Origin of the sequence: Shewanella abyssi (genome assembly GCF_023284025.1) — a bacterium.
Taxonomy (GTDB): domain Bacteria; phylum Pseudomonadota; class Gammaproteobacteria; order Enterobacterales; family Shewanellaceae; genus Shewanella; species Shewanella abyssi.
In genome coordinates this window covers 120800-144405 of sequence record NZ_JAKIKR010000005.1, presented here as the reverse complement: position 1 = coordinate 144405, position 23606 = coordinate 120800, and the positions used below count along the sequence as shown (strand labels likewise).

13 protein-coding genes and 3 pseudogenes are annotated in these 23606 nt (G+C 45.0%); 9 read left to right on the top strand and 7 right to left on the bottom strand.

Annotation, left to right across the window (positions count from 1 at the left end; translation table 11 throughout):
• Positions 1-409: 409 nt before the first annotated feature.
• The 5 genes from L2755_RS04165 to L2755_RS04145 all read right to left on the bottom strand — a co-directional run bounded on the left by L2755_RS04165 (position 410) and on the right by L2755_RS04145 (position 6449).
• Positions 410-2044, bottom strand: a complete 1635-nt coding sequence (locus L2755_RS04165) for an alkaline phosphatase family protein (protein ID WP_248979483.1) — start codon at positions 2042-2044, stop codon at positions 410-412.
• 79 nt (positions 2045-2123) lie between these two features.
• Positions 2124-3620, bottom strand: a complete 1497-nt coding sequence (locus L2755_RS04160; RefSeq protein ID WP_248979489.1) for an alkaline phosphatase — start codon at positions 3618-3620, stop codon at positions 2124-2126.
• 445 nt (positions 3621-4065) lie between these two features.
• Positions 4066-4275, bottom strand: coding sequence for a hypothetical protein (locus L2755_RS04155; RefSeq protein WP_283102716.1), 210 nt, complete (start codon positions 4273-4275; stop codon positions 4066-4068).
• Positions 4276-4374: 99 nt separating this feature from the next.
• On the bottom strand, positions 4375-5676 hold the full coding sequence (locus tag L2755_RS04150; protein ID WP_248979482.1) for an NAD(P)/FAD-dependent oxidoreductase: 1302 nt from the start codon (positions 5674-5676) through the stop codon (positions 4375-4377).
• 410 nt (positions 5677-6086) lie between these two features.
• Positions 6087-6449, bottom strand: coding sequence for a cytoplasmic protein (locus L2755_RS04145; protein ID WP_248979481.1), 363 nt, complete (start codon positions 6447-6449; stop codon positions 6087-6089).
• A 550-nt stretch (positions 6450-6999) separates the two neighbouring features.
• Between L2755_RS04145 and L2755_RS04140 the strand changes: the two genes are divergently transcribed.
• The 3 genes from L2755_RS04140 (at position 7000) to L2755_RS04130 (ending at position 12750) form a co-directional block, all read left to right on the top strand.
• Complete coding sequence (locus L2755_RS04140; RefSeq protein ID WP_248979480.1) at positions 7000-8160, top strand: efflux RND transporter periplasmic adaptor subunit; 1161 nt, start codon at positions 7000-7002, stop codon at positions 8158-8160.
• Between the two features lie 9 nt (positions 8161-8169).
• Positions 8170-11322: an efflux RND transporter permease subunit gene (locus L2755_RS04135; protein WP_248979479.1), complete on the top strand. Its 3153-nt coding sequence runs from the start codon at positions 8170-8172 to the stop codon at positions 11320-11322.
• Between the two features lie 801 nt (positions 11323-12123).
• Positions 12124-12750, top strand: a complete 627-nt coding sequence (locus tag L2755_RS04130) for a hypothetical protein (RefSeq protein ID WP_248979478.1) — start codon at positions 12124-12126, stop codon at positions 12748-12750.
• A 249-nt stretch (positions 12751-12999) separates the two neighbouring features.
• Here the strand turns inward: L2755_RS04130 and L2755_RS04125 are convergent.
• A pseudogene (locus L2755_RS04125) lies at positions 13000-13809 on the bottom strand (IS91 family transposase); the annotation flags it as partial.
• 142 nt (positions 13810-13951) lie between these two features.
• On the opposite strand from L2755_RS04125, the pseudogene L2755_RS04120 reads away from it, so the two are divergent.
• The 4 genes and pseudogenes from L2755_RS04120 to L2755_RS04105 all read left to right on the top strand — a co-directional run.
• Positions 13952-14233 (top strand): annotated as a pseudogene (locus L2755_RS04120) (Mobile element protein); the annotation flags it as partial.
• Positions 14234-14321: 88 nt separating this feature from the next.
• A complete protein-coding gene (locus L2755_RS04115) occupies positions 14322-15299 on the top strand; it encodes a transposase (protein WP_248979477.1) in 978 nt (325 codons plus the stop codon).
• Positions 15300-15523: 224 nt separating this feature from the next.
• A pseudogene (locus L2755_RS04110) lies at positions 15524-15700 on the top strand (IS30 family transposase); the annotation flags it as partial.
• A 189-nt stretch (positions 15701-15889) separates the two neighbouring features.
• On the top strand, positions 15890-16423 hold the full coding sequence (locus L2755_RS04105; RefSeq protein WP_248979476.1) for a hypothetical protein: 534 nt from the start codon (positions 15890-15892) through the stop codon (positions 16421-16423).
• Positions 16424-17466: 1043 nt separating this feature from the next.
• Here L2755_RS04105 and yiaY read toward each other — a convergent pair.
• Positions 17467-18615, bottom strand: coding sequence for an L-threonine dehydrogenase (gene yiaY / locus L2755_RS04100; RefSeq protein WP_248979475.1), 1149 nt, complete (start codon positions 18613-18615; stop codon positions 17467-17469).
• Between the two features lie 397 nt (positions 18616-19012).
• On the opposite strand from yiaY, the gene malQ reads away from it, so the two are divergent.
• Together malQ and glgB are read left to right on the top strand one after the other, a co-directional pair.
• Positions 19013-21367 (top strand): 4-alpha-glucanotransferase, encoded by a 2355-nt coding sequence (gene malQ / locus L2755_RS04095; RefSeq protein ID WP_248979474.1) that lies wholly within the window; start codon positions 19013-19015, stop codon positions 21365-21367.
• Positions 21357-23603, top strand: a complete 2247-nt coding sequence (glgB, locus tag L2755_RS04090; protein ID WP_248979473.1) for a 1,4-alpha-glucan branching protein GlgB — start codon at positions 21357-21359, stop codon at positions 23601-23603. The genes malQ and glgB overlap by 11 nt, the downstream gene beginning before the upstream one ends.
• Positions 23604-23606 lie beyond the last annotated feature (3 nt).

The following is a 23606-nucleotide window of genomic DNA, read 5'->3' as shown; positions in this document are numbered from 1 at the left end:
GTCCTAGGTACTAGGACGTTCGCCAGCTCACTGCTAGGACGGACTGCGTCCTGCTAGGAAATCAACAGAAAACACCCTTTGGCTTTTGATGTTGATTTTATGCTTTGCTAGCACCTTCTTTTAAAGTAGGTCGGTATTTATGCCGTCGCTTTGCTCTTTTCTAGTTTTACCGTAAGAGAAGGTCCTAGGTACTAGGACGTTCGCCAGCTCACTGCTAGGACGGACTGCGTCCTGCTAGGAAATCAACAGAAAACACCCTTTGGCTTTTGATGTTGATTTTATGCTTTGCTAGAGCCTAGAGCCTAGAGCCTAGAGCCTAGAGCCTAGAACCTAGAACCTAGAACCTAGAACCTAGAACCTAGAACCTAGCACCGAGAGATCCCGGTGGATTTTCAATCATCAACTGCGGTTATGGTTGGGCTGACTGCGCTTTTTCTACCAAGCTTGCTGCATGGTTCATCACATGGAAAATGTGGTTTTGCTCTACGGTACCTTGAATAAGGTGTGAACCTGGACCACTGGCAAAGATACCAACATCTTCACCCGCATGAGTTTCACTCCCCAGTGGTACCAGCGCTTCTTGATGAAAGCCAGCGCTTTGAGTATCAACATAATTTAAGTCAAAACGCCCCGCTGCAGCAGCGTAGCCATAACGCTCATCGCCCCCTGTTGCTAAGTTGGCATAACCTAGGCCATTGGCATAACCGACTGTGGTATAGGGTAAGCCATTTGCATCGGTAGCGTTGGTCACACTAGGTCGTCCGTCTGCGCCATTGCCTTTAACTAACCCTAAGATGGGGTTGCCACGAGTAGGGTAGCCTGCGATGGTGAATACGTGGCTGTGATCGGCGGTAACAATTAACAAGGTATCTTTCTCCGATGTTTTCTCCATAGCAACGCGGACAGCTTCAGACATCGCAATCGTGTCGTGTAAAGCGCGTGCAGCATTACCCGCATGGTGCGCATGGTCGATGCGTCCGGCCTCAATAATCAGCACAAAACCTTGGTCATTTTTCTTCAAAATATCAATGGATTTGGCCGTCATTTCAGCCAGAGATGGTTCGCCAGTCACGCCCGCTGTGGTGCGGTCATAGTCATATTCCATGTGCGATGAATTAAACAGACCTAACGCGTGGTCTGTGTTGCTGGGATCTAGGGCTAAGAAAGCCTCTCTATCAGCAACATAAGCAGCATTAGGGTATTTATTTAACCATTCATCGGTTAAGTTGCGGTTATCTAGGCGTTTGCCAGACTTGCCTTCAGGGTCTGTCATGGTGCTCGGAATAAACGCACGGCGACCGCCGCCCATCACCACATTAAGTCCGCTGCCAAAGTTAAAGTCGATTAACTGTGATGCGATATCCTTACAACCATTAGTCACGGCCTCGGCGGGCAAATCAGCATCGCTTTCCCAGTTACGCTCTGGAGAATGGGCATAAGTTGCCGCCGGTGTTGCATGGGTAATACGGGCTGTAGAAACGACACCTGTAGATAGGCCTGCCATGGCGGCCAGTTCAAGTGAGGTCACTAGGTTTTGTCCTGCCGTTGAAGCGCAATTACCTCGTGACACCCCTTCGCCTTGTGAAAGTACTCCGACGTCGGTTTTAACCCCGGTGACCATTGCCGTCATGGTGCCAGCTGAATCTGGCGTTTGTCCGTCGACATTGTAAGTTTTAGCCAGGCCTAAGTAGGGCAGAGTTTCAAACGAGAGCGAGTTCTCTTCACCGGTTTGTCCTTTTAACTGACCTGCTAAAATACGCGCCGCGGTAACGGTGGATACGCCCATGCCATCACCGACAAATAGAATGATGTTTTTGGCGGCGCCAGCTTGGTTATTGACACTAAGTTCTTGGGCTTTTGCCACTCTAGCTTGGCCATCGACATACCATTGATTAACCGCTGTCCAATCTTGGCCGTTGTTGCCATTGCCACCATTACTGCCGTCTGAACCATTGTTACCGTCGTTGCCGTTATCGCCATCACTGCCGCATGCTGCTAAACCAAGCATTGCTGCAATTGAAACTATCAGAAATTTCTTGTTCATTTTAAACTCCAATTATTGGGTACTATTGCTGACCTATATCAGTCAGTAAGAAAAATTATTAATGCCAGTGAGTTAGCGATTAATATTTAGTACCGCCCAGCGTTTGCGCTTGGTTGATGATGTGGAAGATAACGTTCTGTTCAATCACGCCTTGGATAAGGCCTGAGCCGGGGCCTGTTGCATGGAGAGTAATATCTTCGCCTGCGTGGGTTTCACTGCTCATTGGCACTAATGATTGCTGCATAAAGTCTTTATCTTTGCTATCGACTGAGCTCAAATCATCACGCACGCCAACAACTGCGCCTGGACCGTTGGTATAACCGACAGTGGTATAGGGTTTACCGTCTTGTGCGATGGCGAGATCGCCGCCGACGTTATGCACTAATCCTAAAATTGGATTACCTCGCTCAGGGTAACCAGCGATGGTAAATACGTGGCTATGGTCAGCGGTGACCATGATGAGCGTCTCTTCTGGGTTGGTTGCTGCAACGGCCGCTTTTACTGCATTAGACAGTTCAACAGTGTCCATCATGGCGCGATAAGCATTGCCAGCATGGTGGGCGTGATCGATTCGACCTGATTCAACGATAAGCAGATAACCATTGTCGTTTTTATTGAGTAGCTCAATCGACTTAGTGGTCATCTCTGTTAATGATGGCTCACCTGCGCTGTCATTAGCTCGGTCTGCTTCATATTCCATATGCGATGAATTAAACAAGCCTAAAAGGTGGTCGGTAGCACTCACATCAATGGCATCAAAACCGGCCTTGTCCCATACATAAGCAGAGTTACTCAGGTTGTCGGTCCAAGCTTGGGTCAAGTCAATGCCATCGGCGCGGCGTCCGGCTTTATTTTCACCATCGGTCACATCTTCAGGGATAAAGTTACGACGACCGCCACCAAGTGCAACACTTAAGGCATCGGCTTCATCGCGCATAACAAGCTGGTAGGCAATATCCTTACATTCATTAGCAACGGCTTCAGCAGGAAGATTAGAATCTGCTTCCCAGTTACGCTCTGGCGATACTGCGTAGGCCGCAGCGGGTGTTGCATGGGTTATACGTGCGGTACTGACGACCCCGGTCGACAACCCTTTTGCATTGGCAAGATCAACCAAGGTGATGAGCTCGTTGCCTTTTGAAGAGAGGCAGTTAGCACGTAAGCTACTATCGGAAACTGACAACACACCGGCTTTAGACTTCACCCCAGTGACGATTGCCGTCATGGTGCCAGCTGAGTCCGGCGTTTGTTGATTGGTATTATAGGTTTTAACCAGTGCTGTTTTTGGGAAACGCTCAAAGCTTAAGAAGTTTTCTTCGCCGCCTTGATGATCCGCTTGTTGTTGTCCCTCAAAGATACGTGCTGCCGTTAACGTTGAAACGCCCATGCCATCACCGACAAATAGAATCACATTCTTGGCTTTCTTCGGCGCCGTCTGCTCTGTTTTATCACTGACTAAGTTGGCGCTATCTTTAAACCACTGGCTATCAGTTTGGTTGCTAGGGAGTACTGCAGCATTTGCTGCAATGGTTATCAGACTGCAAGAGGCAATGGCCGCTATCATTTTGATATTAATCACTATCGTCACCGTCAATTTATATTATTTATAGGAGGTTTCTTTGTGGCGGGGTGATTGTCGAGGATCAGCATGACGATATGGCGATGATTTTGTGTCAGTTTTATTGCTTATTAAATTGATGTTTAAGGGTTAGTCTTTATTGCAGTACTGGCAGTGGTATTAGCGTGCGAGGTCGTTAGAAAATCTGACATGAGTTGTGTATTTGAAAGCACAGATTATGGCTAGTACAGAGAAAGCTTAAAGAGGCATGATGAGTACTGTAGATGAATAGGGATTACACTCACCCATATCGGTGAGCACAGGATAGAGGGTATTTTCACCTTAATGAGCAAGGGCTTACTAAGCCACATGGCATGCGCGCCATTGCGGCGTAATACTGGTAGCAGAACTGTTTTATAAAGTGGTTTTACAACGTCGTTTTATGCAGTCACTTTATACCGGCTCAATCTTCACTGAGGTCCTTTTTTACTGAATTGACGGCATCGCGGGATGCATGGCCAATAGCGCGGGTGGTATCACGCGTTGCATGACCAATGTCAGTGGTGACCTCTTTGGTGGTTTCACCAATCTGACGGCCAGCATCTTTGAGTTCTGCGCAAGCGCTGACAGTGGTTATTGCGGCGAGGAGAATAGCAAGGGTGGATAATTTCAAGATATAGACCAATTTATTAGCAATTGCTGGCACTATGCCAGCAATTCTCCAATGGATCCAGTTTGTATAGCCATCTTCAAGTCGGATGGGTATATAGGCTTAGTGCAGCTTTAGGTGCGGATGAATAATGCGGCTAATGCCTTTTGCCAGCATTAGCAGGGTACCTTTAACCGGGCCGTGGAGCTCAATAAGGTGTCTTCTGTATAACGAGGTGTAGACAAAGCGGGCAATCTTACCCTCTACCATCACGCCGCCGCCAATGAACGACATCAAATTACCAACGGTGTGGAATTTAGACAGGTTTACCAGTGCCCCAAGATCTTTATACACATATTTCTTCGATGGCGGTTTACCCGCTACCAATAACTTGATGTTGTCTGCTGTCATCAGTGCCATTTGGCGTGCCGATTGGCCTCGTGGCGGCACCCAACTGCCATCCTCTTGCGGGCAAGCGGCACAATCACCAATTGCAAAAATAGCTGGGTCACGGGTGGTTTGCATATTTTGCTGCACCATCACTTGATTGATATGGTTGCTCTCTAACCCGCCTATCTCTTTTAAAAAGTCAGGCGCTTTAACCCCCGTTGACCAGATCACCATATCCGATGGAATGAATTCATCTGTAGAGGTGTGCAGCCCCTCCGTGGTGACCTGATTGATCCGAGTATTGGTCATCACTTTGACGCCAATTGCTGTTAGCTCTTTGGCGACAGATTTTGATATCTCGGCCTTTTCCACTTTAGGAAGAATGCGCTTATCCGCTTCAATCAAGGTAATTTCCAGTAAGCTACTATCAATTTTGTAGCCAAAGCCCCGTAGCTGACCGACCGCATGGTGCATCTCTGCCGACATTTCTACCCCTGTCGCACCCGCACCAACGACGGCGATTTTTATTTTTTCATCGAGTTGGTGATGGCTGGCGTAGCGCATGAATTTGTTGAGCAGTATGGTGCGGATCTCCATTGCTTGCTCAGTGCTATCTAAGAATACACAGTGGTCGCGTACGCCGTTAATATTGAAATCATTAGCAATACTACCAATGGCGATGACGAGATAGTCATAATCGATACGGCGAGCTGGCAGTAACTCTTCACCTTGCTCATCGGTTATGGGCGCTAAGATAACTTGTTTTGCTTCTCGATCAATCTCTGTCATGGCACCTTGCTGAAAGTGGTAGCCATGGCCTGCTGCGTGACCTCGATAACTAATAGCATCAATGCCAATATCCAATGCACCTGTTGCCACCTCATGCAAAAGAGGTTTCCAAATATGGCTTTCGGCACAGTCAATTAACGTGATTCTGGCCCTGTTTTTACGGCCTAACTGGTGGCCAAGCTTAGTCGCAATTTCCATTCCACCAGCGCCGCCACCGACGATGACAACATTTGCCATTTCATGCATGAGTTTACAATCCTTGAATGAGTAAAGTAGTAAATAAAATAGAGCTTTAGATATCAGTCGAGTTAGGTAACTTGTTGTTTAAATTGTTTTTAGGCGTACTTTGTATTGTATTGTAAATAGAAAAGTAACAACAATATGTAGCGTAAATTGTAGCAGTGAGTTTGAAAAACGGCAATTGACTCAATATATAGCGCCAGAAGCGCAAAATTTTATATATTCACTCTTATTTGATTGTTTTATATGTAGTTTGCTTGGTTGGTTCTGATGTTTTAGTTGGCAGGGGGCAATAATGGAGGGGTGAGATCTGTGAGCTGGGAGGTATATCAATGCCTTGAAGTGTGAACTTGGTCGGGTTTATATCAGTTGAAGTTAGCGGCATGTTCTAACTGCTAGAACATGCCTGCTAATGATTACAACTTGCTTAAGCGAGATTTATAATCATCAATGATATGTTCCATTATCTCTTGTACTGATGTGTCTTTGGTTTTGTTGTCCATAATGACTTTAAAGGTCACTAATGCATGATTGTCATCTTTTAGGCGGTTATTTTGCATGGCAAAGTAGGCCTGCTCTTGCTCTGCTTCTCTAACGACAAAGCCCTCATGTTCAAACAAGCGTGTGCCTGAATGGCCGTGCCATTTAGTGATTCTGTCGAGTGCTATTTCGCATGAACGATTAAGCTCAATATGGTTTAGCCAGCTTGTTGGGTGAGAGGGATCCTTTATATGAGGGCACCGGACTGTATAGTTATAAACGTGAGAAATTGCTGTCATAAATTACCTACCTGTTCGCTGTAACGGATGCCATATTGGGCACTGTTTTTTATTCTGGTCAACAACATAGTGTTGGCCTGTGCGTACTGTATGTGTCTAACGTTAACAATTAAGTTTTAACTTTGATTATTCAATCTAATAATAGCTTAGGTGTCATGCTGTTATAGGAATAACGAAAATGAGCTATAATATTTGTATCATTATTGGTCAGCTATTGAAACCAGAACTCTTGCTAATTTTACAGCCTAGTTAAAACTTAGTTGCTCTGAGTATTTTTTACCATGACATCAACTCCAATAAACTTGCTCTAGCTCCCACTTTTACCTCTGGTAACATCGACAAGGGTCACTTTGACTAATAAAGCATCAGTTAATTTAATGAAGTGCTTTTGTTGGCAATTTGCTGTTGTTTTTTCAACAATATCCGAGCACAGCAATTTGCTTGTGTAAAAATAATGCTGCAAACATGTAAAAAGGTTTATATGCGGGGCAGTATATGCTTATAATTTCTCAATAAAGCAATCCAATCCCCAACCCTCCAGGAGGCTTAAATGGCCTGTTCAACAGTTTCAAGACTCAAACTGCTCGCCATAGTGTGTATTAGTATTATGGCCACCGGTTGCGGTGAGGCTCCAGCACCCCAAGCGGCAGTGTTACCGAGTGTGATTGTGAGCACTGCAAAGATGGAAGATATCCAATCTAAGACTGAAATTGTTGGCCGAACAAGGGGATCTGAAGATGTGACCATTAAATCACAAATTCAGGGGCAACTGCTCAAGCGCTCTTTCATCGAGGGAGACGATGTTACTCAAGGGGACTTATTGTTTGAGATCGACCCTGCAACCTATGTTGCTGAGTTGGCTCAGCAAAAAGCGGTATTAAAGCAAGCGATAGCCTCTCGAGATGTGGCGGTAATGAACTGGGAACGTGGTCGTCGCTTACTGCCAGATGGCATGATCAGTGCCCAAGATATGGATGAATTAACCTCACGTAAGCTGACAACCGCTGCTGGGGTCGTGCAAGCCGAGGCAGCGGTGAGCGCCGCAGAGTTACAGCTCAGCTATACCAAAATCTATGCCCCCATCTCTGGTCGAATTAGTAATGCTAAAGTCAGTACCGGTGACATCATTAGCCCGCAATCAGACATGGCAAACTTAGTTCAATTACAGCCAATGTGGGTTAACTTTCAAGTTGCCGAAAGAGCATTAATTACTGCACAACAAAGTTTTTCTAAAGCGTTATCACGGGATATAAAAATTCAAGATATTGTGATTAATCTGCGTTTGCCCAATGCGACCATGCATAAAGAATCAGGTTACATCGATTTTGTCAGTAACAAGGTTGATCCCGCCACAGGCACATTACCTATCCGTGCGACCTTTAAAAATGCCGATAACTTTATGCTACCTGGCATGTTTGTCACCTTAATCATCGAGTCGCCCGTTAAAGAGCAAGCGTTATTAATCCCACAGGCGTCAGTACAAGAAGATCAACAAGGTCGTTTTGTCATGGTGCTGAACGAGCAGAATAAAGTGGAGAAGCGCATCGTCGTACTCGGTGAACGTTTCGGGGTTAAATGGCGTGTACTGAGTGGCTTAGACGGTGGCGATCGTATTGTTGTTGACGGGCTACAAAAAATTCGCCCTGGTATTGAAGTTAACGCGATCGAACAAGAGATTGTTCCTTTCCAAGACGCTAACGAAACCAAGTAGGGGATTGCTATGATTAGTGAATTCTTCATCAATAGGCCTAAATTTGCCTTTGTGATCTCTACCGTACTGACTTTGGTGGGGCTTATCTCTATCCCAATCTTGTCAGTGTCGGAGTTTCCTGAGATTGCGCCGCCACAAGTGAGTGTGTCGACCAGTTATTCTGGTGCCAGTGCCAATATTGTTAAAGACACTATTGCTCAGCCGTTAGAAGCTGAAGTTAACGGCGTAGAAGGCATGCTGTATATGGAGTCGAAGAGCGCCAACGACGGTAGCTACTCACTCAATGTGACCTTTGAGGTCGGTACCGACCCCGATATGGCACAGGTAAAAGTACAAAACCGGGTGCAGCAAGCCATGCCGAGATTACCTGAAGAGGTGAAAAGGCAGGGGGTGAAAGTTGAGAAACAAAGCCCCAATATTTTGATGGTGGTCAACCTTGTTTCGCCTAACGAAACCTTTGACTCTCTGTTTATTACCAACTATGCAGGCCTTAATGTCAAAGATGCGCTCGCTCGACAAACCGGTGTATCGAAAGTACAGATTATTGGTGCACTCGATTACGCAATGCGAATATGGCTTGATCCAGACAAAATGGCTAGTTTCGCCATTACAGCCACCGACGTTATTGCTGCATTGCAAGAGCAAAATATTCAAGTCGCTGCGGGTCGAATTGGCGCTGCGCCTGTGGATCCTGAGCAACAGTTCCAATATACCTTGCAGACCAAAGGACGACTTAAGAATCAAAAAGAGTTTGCGGATGTTGTGGTCCGCGCTAACGAAGATGGTTCAAAGGTTATAGTCGGCGATGTGGCGCGTGTTGAGCTAGGTTCACAAACCTATGATGCCCAAGGCAGGCTCAACAACAAACCGTCAGCGATTATCTCTATCTACCAGTCACCGGATGCGAACGCCTTAGAAGTGGCGGCGGGTATTCGACAGCAGATGGATAGCCTAGCGGCTAACTTCCCAAGAGACTTAGAATACGAAGTGTTATACGACACCACAGAGTTTGTTGAAACCTCGATTAAAGAGGTGGTGCAAACACTGTTTATCTCGGTAACCTTGGTTATCTTGGTGGTATTTATTTTCTTGCAAGATGTACGTTCAACGTTAATCCCGGCAATTGCAATCCCAGTGTCTTTGATTGGTACCTTTGCCTTCTTGCTGATCTCCGGCATGAGCATTAATACGGTGTCCTTATTCGCGCTAATCCTCGCCATCGGTATTGTGGTTGATGATGCCATTGTGGTGGTAGAAAACGTAACGCGCTTAATGCAAGACGAAGGCTTGTCACCCAAAGAAGCGACATCTAAGGCGATGAAAGAGGTCACCGGACCGATTATCGCGACAACATTAGTGCTGTTAGCGGTATTTGCCCCGACGGCAGTGATGCCAGGGATCACCGGACAGATGTATGCGCAGTTCTCGGTCACTATCTGTATTTCAGTGCTTATCTCGTCAGTGAATGCCTTGACCTTGAGCCCGGCATTATGTGCCTCTGTACTGCGACGACCGAAAGAGCATACCCAAGGCTTTCACGCCAAATTTAATAAGTACTTTGGTATCTTCACCGGTAAATACACCAAATTAGTCCATGTGCTAACCCGTAAATTGGTATTGGTGCTAGTGGTCTTTATCGCGCTGTTAGCGGCGACAGGCGGCTTAGCTAAAATCTTGCCATCTGGCTTTGTACCGATGGAAGATAAGAAAGCCTTTATGGTCGATATTCAGCTACCCGATGGCGCGTCTCTTAACCGTACCGAAGATGTCATGCGTGATTTGGTGGAGTTAACATTGGCAGAACCGGGTGTTGAAAACGTGATCCATGCCAGTGGCTTTAGTATTTTATCGGGTTCTGTTACATCCAATGGCGGCTTGATGATTGTCACGCTGTCGACGTGGTCAGAGCGTGAGTCTGCCGATATGGCTGAGCACGCGATTGTGGCAAAGCTGCAAGCCAAATATGCGGCGAATCCATCCGTTAAGGCGATGGCTTTCTCACTGCCGCCAATACCTGGTGTGGGCAGTGTCGGTGGTTTTGAGTTTGTACTGCAAGACACCCAAGGTCGCAGCCCACAAGAGCTAGCATCGGTGATGCGTGCGCTGATTATGAAAGCGAACGAGCAGCCAGAAATTGCCATGTCATTTAGTAATTTTCGTGCCGATGTGCCGCAAATGTTTGTTGATGTCGACCGTGATAAAGCCAAAGCATTAGGCATACCGCTGAATGAGATCTTCACCACCATGCAGACCATGCTGGGCTCGATGTACGTTAATGACTTTAACCGTTTCGGTAAAGTCTTCAGGGTGATATTACAAGCAGACGGCGAATACCGAAATTCCGATAGGGATATTGCCCGTTTTTATGTACGCTCCTCATCCGGTGAAATGGTGCCTCTGAGTACCTTAGTCACAGTGACGCCGATATTGGGACCAGACGTGATGAACTCATACAACATGTTTAGTTCTACCACGATTAACGGTTTCCCTGCGCCAGGCTATAGTTCCGGTGATGCGATTCGTGCCATGGAACGAGCAGCGGCGCAGAGCTTACCGACGGGTTATAGCTATGAGTGGACAGGGCAGACATACCAAGAGATTAAGGCGGGTAACTTAGCGCCATTGATCTTTGGCTTAGCATTGGTCTTTACCTATCTATTTTTGGTGGCTCAGTACGAGAGTTGGACCATTCCGTTTGCCGTTATGCTTGCCGTGCCGATTGCGATATTAGGGGCGTTCCTTAATATTTGGCTGGTGGGCGCCGAACTTAACTTGTATGCCCAAATTGGTTTAGTGTTATTGATAGGCTTAGCCTGTAAGAACGCCATCTTAATTGTGGAGTTTGCCAAGCAATTAAGAGAGGAGGGCAAGAGCATTTTAGAAGCGGGTGAAACCGCTGCGAGACTGCGTTTTCGCGCTGTATTAATGACCGCCTTTTCGTTCATACTCGGGGTACTACCCTTAGTTGTCGCTACCGGCGCCGGCGCCGGAAGTCGTCGAGCACTGGGCTATTCAGTATTCGGTGGTATGGTAGCGGCCACTATCGTCGGTACCTTGCTCGTGCCAGTTTTCTACGTGATGATGCAAACCATGCGTGAAAAGTTTAAAGGTAAGGCAGAACCTAAAGAGGAAGAACTTAACAGCGAAGAGGTCAAGAGTTAAGCTCTTAAGTCTTAGTATCTAAGTCCGTTTCAAGTCAATCTTGAATTAATGAAGGCCTGCATTGTTGCAGGCCTTTTTATTGGCTAGGCGTGGGGTGAAGGTGAGTTTTTTGTTGGCTAAAGGCGAGCCGATAGGGAGGTGTTGGGTCATTTATGACCCAAAGTTTGTTGGTCGGCTATTCGGCTATTTGACTTATCAAGTCGTGCCAGACCTTTAAGAAAGGTCAAAGTCGTGGCGCTTCGCCCACACGGACGTGCTTGCAGCGAGTCTCAGGCATGTCTGCACATGCGCTGGCCGCAGGCCATTGGAACCACCTTTCCCTGCAGGTAACTCTACTTTTGCCTCAAAACGATTTAGCAGTAACTCTATTTGATGTTGCTACTAACCTTTCTGCACTACTTCTTCTCATCCGTTGAAAGTCAAAATTTTCTGTTCAGTTAATTTTTGAACTACGAGGTGTACTGTGTTTTTATACAGGTGTGATTGAGTTTCATGCAAATAACCACTTTCTGCGCAAAAAAGATGCCTAAGGAGTGCATCCTAGGCATCGATAATTTTTTTACATTTGGTAAATTCGATAAAAATCAATAGGCTAAAAAATAGTAAAAAGTGATATGCGGACCTCGTAAACACTCAGGCATTGTTTCTCCGACTAAAAAAGACCCTATTTCTAACTGCAACGTGATAAATAAACGATTTACAACAATAGCTTAGTAGTGCTACGTTTAACAAAATTAACACAGTTGCTAAGAACGTTATCGAGCGACTAATCAATAAGCTGTTAGCAGTACAAGGATGCACATGAGCACTATCGATTATTCAAATTACACTCTTGATGAATTGTTTGATGTAAAAGAAAATATTTCCCACGACTCTCCTAATTACCAATTATTACTTACGGAACTCGAAAACCGAAAAGAAGAAGTTAATGAAGCAGTAATAAAGTCAGAAGAAGAGGCTTTTTCGTTAGCGGAAAATAGAGTCAAAATAATTGGTTATTTCCAATTAGTTGCCTCAATAGTAATTTTGTATTTCTTTATCGATTCAGTTTTAGATGGCGGTGGTTCTCTTGAAGAGTCGCTGTACTATTTATTTTTTATCATCTTAAACGCTATTGCTGGCTTCACTGCCGTTAAAGAGAAATATAAGTGGTATTGGGTATCCATTTTTAACCAGTGCTTACAAATACCAAGTATTGTTCTTGGTTCAATTTCAGCAAATTATTCCGGATTAGGTGGCGTACATATTGGCGTAAGTTGGGGCGAGACATATGAATTGATATTATCCGCACCATTTTCACCTGGTTTTTTATACCAAGAATATACTGGCACTTTGCCAACACAATCATTTGCTATAGATCTTCTAGCATTTGTTTATATAGCAGCATTACTAACGGTTGGTGAGGCTAAAAGTACTGCTAACAAATAAGGATAGGCCGCGCGTAGCCGCGTCCTTATCCCGATTGTTGAACAAGCCCGAGTGATACCTTTATAATGTAAATATCGGCGTAAGATCTTATGCTTTTTCGATGTTTGCTGAGCAGTAACATTTTTTACTAGCCGCATCGATCCCTTAGCATCGCCAGCTAATTTCGTTACCTCAACATATCAATGCCTTAGCACCTCCTTATACTTTTCTTGTTCCGCATCTTAAGTGTTAACTTTTTTATCCTTCCGCTTAAACAGTGGCGTTAGGTGTCGTTTGTTTTTGTCTAAGAAAGCTTGTCAGTCGCGCATGCACTCCCATAAATGTCATCGGCTGCTGGCAGCAGGGGCAAGACCGTATCGCAACGGTTCGCTTCATCTCGGGTACCATTAGACTTCCTACGACTTGAGGCAGTGCCCCAGCAACCGCCAGCATGAGCTGTATTTGCAGCCTTAGTTTTCGGTAGCTCCCTTGTAATAATCCGTAGTCTCTCACTCGCCGTAATCCCTTCGGTAACACATGCTGGAGCACTAACCATAGGAACTCGACCGTAGGTAAAGTGCGTATTTCAGTGCTTCTTGTTTGGCTATTTTGATACTCGAAGCCGACCTGCCCATCGATGTCGCTAATGATATTTCTGTCGGGCAATACACCACGATAAAGATAACGTGACAGATACTTAAGGGCTGGCAAGCCTTTACCCACGTGTTGGCAGTCGACCACCCACTTTTTTGGGATGGCTGCTGGCAGTTTGATATCTAGCTTATGTGTCAGGTATTCAAGCAAACGTGCTCGCCATACTTTGGCAAGATTAAAGGCGTTGAACAGGTACTTACCTTTGCTCTTGTTCCATTGCTTTTTATCTTTGTCGAAGCTACCAGCAGGGATGATGAAGTGAATATGAGGATGGTAGTCGCGTCGTCTGTTGTGGGTATGCAGTACGCCTGTAAAACCAATTTTACCCCCGAGTTGCTTCGAGTTTTTGGCGAACTCTTTTAGCACGCTGGCAGCAACTGAAAACATGGCTTGATAGACCAGCTCCGGTTGACGTTTTGCAATAACTTACATAGACAGCCATAGTTAATGGCGCGTGTTAAGTCCTCCGACTAAGCTAGAAACAAATAGTGCCAGCCATAGTTATAGTTAATGGCATCAAGAGCAACCTGCGACTAAGCTTTGAAAGAGCATTTAACAAGGAGGTTGTATGCCAAGGCCAAGACGAACCCTTATTAGCATTGAAGACACACCCTATTACCATTGTTGTAGCCGCGTAGTTCGGCGTGCCTTCCTGTGTGGTGATGACAAGTACACAGGCAAAAATTACGACCACCGTCGAGCTTGGGTAGAAACACAAATATTGAAGCTTACTGAGGTGTTTGCCATTGATGTTGCAGCGTACGCAGTGATGAGCAACCATCTGCATGTTGTACTTCATATTGATTTAGAACAGGTTAATGTGTGGTCAGATAGGGATATAGTGCAGAGAAACAAATAGTGCCAGCCATAGTTATAGTTAATGGCATCAAGAGCAACCTGCGACTAAGCTTTGAAAGAGCATTTAACAAGGAGGTTGTATGCCAAGGCCAAGACGAACCCTTATTAGCATTGAAGACACACCCTATTACCATTGTTGTAGCCGCGTAGTTCGGCGTGCCTTCCTGTGTGGTGATGACAAGTACACAGGCAAAAATTACGACCACCGTCGAGCTTGGGTAGAAACACAAATATTGAAGCTTACTGAGGTGTTTGCCATTGATGTTGCAGCGTACGCAGTGATGAGCAACCATCTGCATGTTGTACTTCATATTGATTTAGAACAGGTTAATGTGTGGTCAGATAGGGATATAGTGCAGCAATGGCATAAACTGTTTAACGGCACTGCGCTTACTCAAAAGTTTGCTAAAGGTGAAGTGATTGATGAACACCTCGTTGCCCAGTTGAAACATCAAATCGCGATTTACCGCTCACGACTCAGTGATATCTCATGGTTCATGAGGTGTCTCAATGAACCGATTGCCAGACAGGCCAACCTTGAAGACAATTGCACCGGCCATTTTTGGGAGGGACGTTTCAAGTCTCAAGCTTTGCTCGATGAAGCGGCAGTACTGGCCTGTATGGCTTATGTCGAACTGAACCCAATTCGCGCTAAGATGGTTTCAACACCAGAACAATCAGAGTTCACCAGCTTAAAATTAAGAGTCAACGCCGCGATAAAAGGCGAGCAACCGAAGAAGCTATTACCCTTTATTGGTAATGAGCGAGAGCGTCAGCCAAAGGGTATTGCCTTCTCACTGAAAGACTATCTGGAATTAGTTGATGAAACAGGTAGAGTTATTCGCGATGGCAAACGGGGCGCTATATCTGCGACTGCAAATAACATACTAAATCGATTAAATATTCCCGCAGACAACTGGATGAAAATCGTTGCAGAATTTGGTGAGTTGTTTCATGGTCCCGTAGGTACACTGCAAGAGTTCAGCAGTTACTGTGAACACCTAGGTAAGCGGCGACGGCATTTTTCAAATAGCTGTCAGTATATGCAAACAGACTAGACACAATAAACCACTTCAAGCCCATATTCCTCAGTCAAAACTCTGAGTTAATCAGCCGCGCTTTTAAACTCATAAATTCAAGCAAACTCCGCTATTTCTTAGAACTTTTCGTCAACTCTTTGTTGCAAGTAATTCAAGTACACGTTTGGTAGAGGTCAATCGCTGATATTGATTTTTAAACTGGTTATGTTATTGATTATTAATGGCTGGCTATTACTAATTACGAACATGCCAACGGCCTTTTAAGGAGATACTTCCCTAAAGGAACTGACTTTTCAGCGGTCACAAGCGAACAGCTAGAAACCATTGTAAACTTAATAAATAACAGGCCAAGAAAGATACTAAATTACAAACACCAGCAGAAGTATTTAGGTGATTTGTATGGTGCACTTAGATCTTGAATTCGGCACATTTCGCAGCCGCAATATTGAAAATATTTCATCTGATGATTTGAAAGGTACAGAGTATTGATATCTGTTTGAAAGCTAGTTATGTTATTGATTACCAATGGCTGGCTATGCTTACTCATGATTTTATCTTTTCTGCCGCATAGCGGCTTCGTTCAACAAGCTAATTAATAAGGATGCAGTTTGAATAAACTTCTGATACTACTTCTCACATTAACATTAACCTCTTGTAGTAGTGATGATGACGAGCAGAAACAAGCTATAAACATTTTTCCATCAGTATTAGAGGGGCAGAAATGTATTAAAAATATGGATCCTAATGATACTCAATATCATAAGGTTATAATTGAGTTTGACTCAGGTGGCTATCAAGGTATTGGGTGGGCAATTTATGATGATTCTGAATGTGTAATATTGGCTTCGAGACATCATGATGTGAACTCTTATTATCCAAACCGTTTGGGTAACCAAGTTATCAATCTGGATGGGACCATTGGTAATGAATTATTCTTCCCAGATCCTGAGAATGCGGGATTATATGGTACTGTATATCACATCAATGAGGAGCTGCTTTGTTTTGCCAAGGGGACGGTTAACTTAAATACTGGGTATACCAATAGACCAAATTTGAGTTCAATTCACTTTGGTCCTACATCTGTTGAAGGAGACTTTTCCAATTTAGAAATCGACAGAGATAATTGCTTTAAAGTTAAGTAGAAATTTGCCTAACATATAAGGATAGGCCGCGCGCAGCCGCATCCTTATCCCTAGTGTTGAACAAGCCCGAGTTTGCTGGAAGTGATACCTTTATATAGTACTCTCTGTTACGGGAGTGCGGCGCGAGAGTTCACACAGGTCGTGGTGGCTTATCTTAAATTACACTTTTAGTTAGCCGTTACGATCCATTAGCACTTCCAGCCAATTAACTAATTTTACAAGCAACTCAATAATTTCAATATCTTAATCACCTCTATGATGAACTTACTAAGACAGCCATCATTAATGGCGAATGATGAAAGTTTGCGCTTTTCAAACCCAGTGCAGATGCTGACCGCAGATCATTGGAACCACTTTGCTCTGAAGGTAACGCATTTCTGTCCTGAAACTTGTTAAAAGTGGTCCGACTATAATAGTCACTGGCTCACTCCTTTAAGGCGCCAGCCTTTATCGAATCGATCAAACATTATTGCCTGGCGACAATGGATCCGCTGCATTGATACTGCGGTAAAAGACCCATGCATGAGCTTACTGTTTCTGACAGAGTACCGATCAACCTGAACAGTTAATACAAAGGGGCCAATTATCTTGAAAAACAGCGAGTGAAGGGACAGATTGAAAGGAAAAAGCCCACTCCGTGGAGTGGGCTCTTAAGCTTGCTTTAACTTTTGCAGGGAAAAAGCGAACTCTTTAATTATATCGCAATTGCAGCAATTTGTATCCTGTAAAGCGAGCGGAAACTACTTGAAATCGCCTGCCTATAGGCTTTTTTCTGATATTTTTGAGATTTTCATATCTGAAAAACATCCTAAAAGCTTATCTAACAAAGCGCGATCTTTTATGCTAAGTCGATTTTTAATCAAATAATCAAATAGGCAAGTAGCAGTCTCTCTATGTTGATGAACATTACAAGCGCATCTAAAAAGCAATGAAAGATAGCAAGCACAACCAAGGGAGTGTTGACAAGCTTGCTATCGATTCACCTTTTACTTAACCAATTGAACTGCATAACTGTCGATACAATTAACGTTATAAACTCAACGCTATAAAGCGTTAGTAAAGATCTGACAGATCTCTTCGTGAGTCGCTTGTTTTGGGTTGGTAAATCCACAGGCGTCTTTCAAAGCATTGTCTGCTAGCGTTGGAATATCTTCAGCTTTAACGCCAAGCTTGGTGAGGTTCTCTGGGATTTTGACTGCAACTGATAGCGCTTTAATTGCTTCTAATGCAGCAGTTGCTCCCTCTTCATCACTCATGGCAATGACATCCACACCCATCGCTTTAGCAACATCTTTTAAACGCTCTGGTACCACTTGTGCGTTGTAGGCTTGAACATGTGGCAGTAACAGTGCGTTACATACGCCATGTGGTAAGTCATAAAACCCGCCTAGCTGATGCGCCATAGCATGCACATAACCTAAGCTCGCGTTATTAAATGCCATGCCCGCTAAGAACTGGGCGTATGCCATTTGCTCGCGTGCTTGAATGCTCTGGCCATTTTCAACGGCTTCGACAAGGTTACCTTGGATAAGCTCAATCGCTTTTATTGCGCAAGCATCTGTGATTGGGTTGGCAGCAATGGATACATAAGCTTCGATAGCGTGAGTTAATGCGTCCATACCTGTTGCAGCTGTTAAGCCAGCTGGCTTAAGTAGCATCAGTTCTGGATCATTAACCGATAGAATTGGCGTGGTGTTTTTGTCGACAATGGCCATTTTGATATGACGAGTTTCATCTGTGATGATACAAAAACGGGTCATTTCACTTGCTGTGCCAGCGGTAGTGTTAATGGCAACGAGTGGTAGTTGTGGCTTGGTAGACACATCTAGACCTTCGTAATCTTTAATGCTGCCGCCGTTAGTTGCCACTAATGCGATACCTTTAGCACAATCATGAGGTGAGCCACCACCAAGAGAGATGACAAAGTCACAATCGTTTGCTGTCAGCATCTCAAGACCCGCTTCAACGTTAGAAACCGTTGGGTTTGGTTGCACACCATCAAACACTACAGCAGCAATATCGTTGCTGGCGAGCTTGTCAGTGACTTGAGCAACCAGTCCGATTTCAACTAAAGGCTTGTCTGTCACAATTAGAGCATTCTTAAAGCCAAGTGCTTTGATATCAGCAATAGCTTCGGTAACCGCATTATCACCTAAGATATTGACGGATGGGATAAAAAATTTAGCAGCCATAAAATTCACCTATACGCTTAATGTTAAAAGTTGTTATCTCTTCTGGTAATTAAAGTACCAACACTGATGCGGCAAAGGTGTGATCTGGCTCTAAATTAGACACTAACCTAGTGTAAATTACTCCAAAATCGGATCTAGATAACTAATTGTGTAATTTTATGACGTCGATAGCCTTCAATATGAAAATATAATACTCGCTAAATGCTGTTGTCGTTTTTATTGGTTGCAACAGCACGTTTATGTGGGCGCTAATGATGGCGTTCTAAAGCGGTTTATCGTTTTACACTGCTGGGGAATTGTCACCGTATTGAAATAAAACTGTCTTTAAGCTGTTATGTGTTGTTGGCATGGTAGCTGTTCCATCTGAGAGTGGGTTGTCAATTCCGGGATGAGTAGTATGGGGCTAGAGAAGTTGCTGTATTTGCAAGGTGTCGGTGCGGAGTTCGTAAGCTGTAGTGGTGAAAAAATCTATACCCCAGAACAAGATCGCATCGGAATATTACGTTGCATGCTTGATGGTGATATAACTGAAAATCTGCAACAGCCACTTAGCGATGAGACGATTGCGAACAAAACCTTCGCGCTAGATGCACTGCCGTGGACCCAAGTCTTGCCGAGTTTTCAGCATTGCACTATTGATACCCCCTTGCTCAATTTATATCTGCCCGAGAATATTAATGACTTACTGAGTATTGAGTTGCAACTTGAAAGCGGCGAAGTGTATCAATTTTACCTTTACGCCGCTAAATTGCGCGCTCATAACAGCAATGTTAACCCCCGCAACTTGGTTAAGGTTGTTGGTAATTATCAAATTGGTGCGGTGGGATATCTGCATTATCAATTATCCATAACACAAACACTTATTGAGTCATCCTTGGTGCGGATAAACCCTAGGGTCGGTTGCGAGCTGCCTTGCATTAGGCTTGGTTATCATCGGGTGAGGATTGAGCAAGCAAGCTCAACTTCCGACGTTAACGTTGATGACGGTGATAATAAAAATAGTGCTATTTCAGGAACCTGGTTAGTCGCCCCTGCAACAAGCTATCAAGGCTGCAATACACGAGTAAATGACCGGCTGTGGGGAGTCAGTATTCAGCTGTTCAGCCTGCGGAGCGATACCCAATGGGGAATTGGCGACTTTGCCGATCTGTTAGCTCTTGTCGATGTTGTGGCCAAAGAGGGCGCAAGTTTTGTGTTACTTAATCCGCTACATGCGCTGGATATTGCTAACCCTCAAGCTTGCAGCCCCTATAGTCCATCTGACAGGCGTCGGTTAAATCCGCTCTACATCAATATTGAGATGGTGGCCGAATTTGAGCTGCTATTGAGTGAAAAGACCTACGGGGCAACTGATACTGAAAATCGTGAGTCTAAAGCCAAATTTAAAGCTGAGCTACTGGCATTTAAAGCACGGGCTAATGGCATTGATTGGCTGGATTATCGCTTAGTCAGTAAGCATAAGTACCGTGTTTTTACTCAGTTATACCCGTTGTTTGTATTGCATCATGTTGAGAAAATAACTGTTCGAACGCTGCATTTTAACCGGTTTATCGCCGATAAAGGCGAGGCGTTGCAGCAGTTTTGCGATCAACAACTCGCTGATACCAGGGGGTTAAGCGAGTTTGAAGGTCTCGATAAGCGCTTTTTTGCCTATCTACAGTTTATTGCCGAGCAGCAATTAGCCCAATGCCAAGGACACGCTAAACAGCTTGGAATGTCGATTGGTTTAGTCCGCGATCTCGCCGTAGGCGCTGGGGCTAATAGTGTCGAAGTAAAAACGACTAATAACCCCTTTTGCCAACAAGCCAGTATCGGCGCACCGCCAGACCCATTTGCACCACAAGGTCAAAACTGGGGACTGACTCCGCTCGATCCTATTGCGCTTAAACAGAGTGGCTATCAACATTTTATCTCCTTGCTGCGCAGCAATATGCAATCTTGTGGTGCGCTGCGCATCGATCATGTGATGTCACTTTTGCGCCTATGGTGGTGGCCTGCATCTAAGGCTCTGGGTAATGGTGCCTATGTCTACTATCCGCTGGATGCATTACTGGCAATCTTGTGTATCGAAAGCCAACGGGCACAGTGCCGAGTTATTGGTGAAGATTTAGGACTCATCCCGCCTGAAATCGTCAGCAAACTTGCTGCAGCAGGCGTATTGTCCAATGACCTGTTTTATTTCAGTAAGCAAGACGGTGCTTTTACGTCACCGCAAGATCACCAACCGCAAAGCTTAATGATGTTGGCTAATCACGATGTACCGCCGTTATTAGCATGGTGGCAAGCAGATGATCTAACGCTAAGACACAAACTTGGTCTTATCGACAGCGATAGTGCACTCCAAGTTGCATTACAAGCGCGTGGTCATGAAAAGCAACAACTACTCACACTATTGTGTCGTGCTGGCGCATTGAGCGATAGCGATATCGATAGTACAGAGTATCCAACATTATTGCAGGCCTGGATCGCCGTTTGCGCCGCAGGTAATGCCACATTGTTTAGTGTGCAACTGTGTGATTTGGCGCTAGACAATCAGCCTGTAAATATCCCCGGTACTTGGCTTGAATACCCAAATTGGCAACGACGTATGCCTGCCACTCTAGCGGCCTTGGCTGCGGATCAGAGCATACAGGCGTTGTTTGAACAACTTAGGTTGGCACGATCAACAGCTACTGTACCCCGTCATCAAATACCACCTTGCTCAACAACATTGTCACTACAACCTAATGGACTAAACCGCTATGACCAATAACGCTCCCGAATTTCAACATGGTTCCGATGTCGCCCTACTTAACGGTGAGTTTGTCGATGTGTTTTCGCTATTAGGCATGCATGCAAGCGACGATGGAAAATCACTGACAGTGCGTTGCTTTTTGCGCGGCGCGGTGAGCGTTGAGGTTATTTGCCACAAGACATCTCGTAAGCTAGCCAGTTTAACCAAGTGTAATGATGCCGGGCTGTTTAGCGGGAAAATAGGCCGTAGAGTAAAGCCATTTCTCTACAAACTGCGGGTTCAATACCCCTTGAGCACAGTCGATATCATCGATCCGTATCAGTTTGATAGCTTATTAACTGCTGATGAACTCTACCTTTTTGGCGAAGGGGCGCAGCAACAAGCCTATCGTTTTCTTGGTGCTAACTGGCGTGAATGCCAAGGCGTTAAAGGTGTACTTTTTTGTGTGTGGGCGCCCAATGCCAAGCGGGTGTCGTTAATTGGTGATTTCAACCATTGGGATGGTGCCGTAAATGTGATGCGCCAACATCTCGCTAATGGCATTTGGGAGATTTTCGTGCCCAATGTAACAGCGGGTGCCTACTACAAGTTTGAGGTAATTGACGCCAATGGGCTTTGTATTGAAAGAGCCGATCCATACGCTAAAGCGATGCAAGCCGCTCCGGGTAATGCTTCTGTGGTTAGCAGTGCTGAGCAACATGTTTGGCAAGATAAACAATGGCTCGCAGCGCGCAGTAAGCAGGTATGGCACCAAGCGCCAATGTCCATCTATGAAGTTCATCTCGCCTCTTGGCGTAGACAGGGTGACGATGGTACTCAATACCTTGATTATGCTGAACTAACACAGCAACTCATCCCCTATACAGTAGACATGGGTTTTACGCATCTGCAGCTAATGCCGGTGAGTGAATATCCATTTGACGGTTCTTGGGGTTATCAGCCAGTAGGACTTTATGCGCCGACCTACCGTTTTGGTGATATGAATGGTTTAAAAACCTTTATTGATGCCTGTCATCAGGCGGGCATTGCGGTGCTACTTGATTGGGTGCCGGCGCACTTTCCAAAAGATCCCCATGGATTATGCAAGTTTGATGGCAGCAGTTTGTATGAGCATCATGACCCGCGCCAAGGCGAACATCCTGATTGGGATACGTTGATCTACAACTATGAGCGTGGCGAAGTACAAAGCTATCTGTTGAGTAACGCTTGTTACTGGCTAGAGGAGTTTCACTTTGATGGCTTGCGGCTCGACGCGGTGTCTTCGATGCTGTATTTAGACTACAGCCGAGAAGCGGGCCAATGGCTACCTAATGTCAACGGCGGCCGCGAAAATCTCGCCGCGATTAGCTTTTTGCAAAATTTAAATCAACGTATTTATCAACGTTTTCCGGGTGTTTGCATGATTGCCGAGGAGTCGACAGCTTGGCCGGGAGTGAGCCATGTCATCGATAAACCATTGGCTCAGTCGCAATCGATAGGTACTGATGGGCAACATAATTTAGGCTTCGGCTTCAAATGGAATATGGGCTGGATGAATGACAGCTTAGGCTATTTACAGCGTGATCCTATCCACCGACAACACCATCATCATGAGTTTAGTTTCAGCCTGGTCTACCAATATACCGAGCAGTTTATTTTAGCCTTGAGTCATGACGAAGTCGTGCATGGTAAAGGCTCACTACTGCATAAAATCCCCGGAGATGATTGGCAAAAATTTGCCACACTTAGAGCATATTACGGTTTTATGTGGGGACATCCCGGCAAGAAACTGCTGTTCATGGGAGATGAGTTCGCCCAGCGAAATGAGTGGAACCACGACGCTAGTTTAGATTGGCACTTGCTGCAGTACGCGCCTCATACAGGGATGCAAGCTTGGGTTAAAGACTTAAATACACTCTATAAATCATCCTCAGCACTGTGGTTAAAAGATTGTGACTCCAGTGGTTTTAGTTGGTTAGATTGTGACAATGCAACGTCGAGTATTTTTAGCTTTATGCGCCACGGCGCTATAGAAGATAGTCCATTGGTGTTTATCGTTAATATGACGCCAGAGGTGCATCACGGATTTAGAATAGGGCTTGCTGATAGTCGCGATGTCGTCGAGAAGCTTAACAGTGATAGCGCATTTTATGGCGGCAGTGACGTGGGTAATCAAGGGGGCATTTGCGCAGAAGAAAGTCCCTATCAAGGGATGCCTTATAGTGCACTAGTGACGGTGCCGCCACTTGCCTGTCTAGTTATTGGTAAGGCATAAGAA

What these genes read in the sequence shown, in the direction of transcription:
- L2755_RS04165 (WP_248979483.1), bottom strand. Translation starts at nt 2,044, where the DNA reads ATGAACAAGAAATTTCTGATAGTTTCAATTGCAGCAATGCTTGGTTTA.
- L2755_RS04150 (WP_248979482.1), bottom strand. Translation starts at nt 5,676, where the DNA reads ATGCATGAAATGGCAAATGTTGTCATCGTCGGTGGCGGCGCTGGTGGA.
- L2755_RS04145 (WP_248979481.1), bottom strand. Translation starts at nt 6,449, where the DNA reads ATGACAGCAATTTCTCACGTTTATAACTATACAGTCCGGTGCCCTCAT.
- L2755_RS04140 (WP_248979480.1), top strand. Translation starts at nt 7,000, where the DNA reads ATGGCCTGTTCAACAGTTTCAAGACTCAAACTGCTCGCCATAGTGTGT.
- L2755_RS04135 (WP_248979479.1), top strand. Translation starts at nt 8,170, where the DNA reads ATGATTAGTGAATTCTTCATCAATAGGCCTAAATTTGCCTTTGTGATC.
- L2755_RS04130 (WP_248979478.1), top strand. Translation starts at nt 12,124, where the DNA reads ATGAGCACTATCGATTATTCAAATTACACTCTTGATGAATTGTTTGAT.
- L2755_RS04115 (WP_248979477.1), top strand. Translation starts at nt 14,322, where the DNA reads ATGCCAAGGCCAAGACGAACCCTTATTAGCATTGAAGACACACCCTAT.
- yiaY (WP_248979475.1), bottom strand. Translation starts at nt 18,615, where the DNA reads ATGGCTGCTAAATTTTTTATCCCATCCGTCAATATCTTAGGTGATAAT.
- malQ (WP_248979474.1), top strand. Translation starts at nt 19,013, where the DNA reads ATGGGGCTAGAGAAGTTGCTGTATTTGCAAGGTGTCGGTGCGGAGTTC.
- glgB (WP_248979473.1), top strand. Translation starts at nt 21,357, where the DNA reads ATGACCAATAACGCTCCCGAATTTCAACATGGTTCCGATGTCGCCCTA.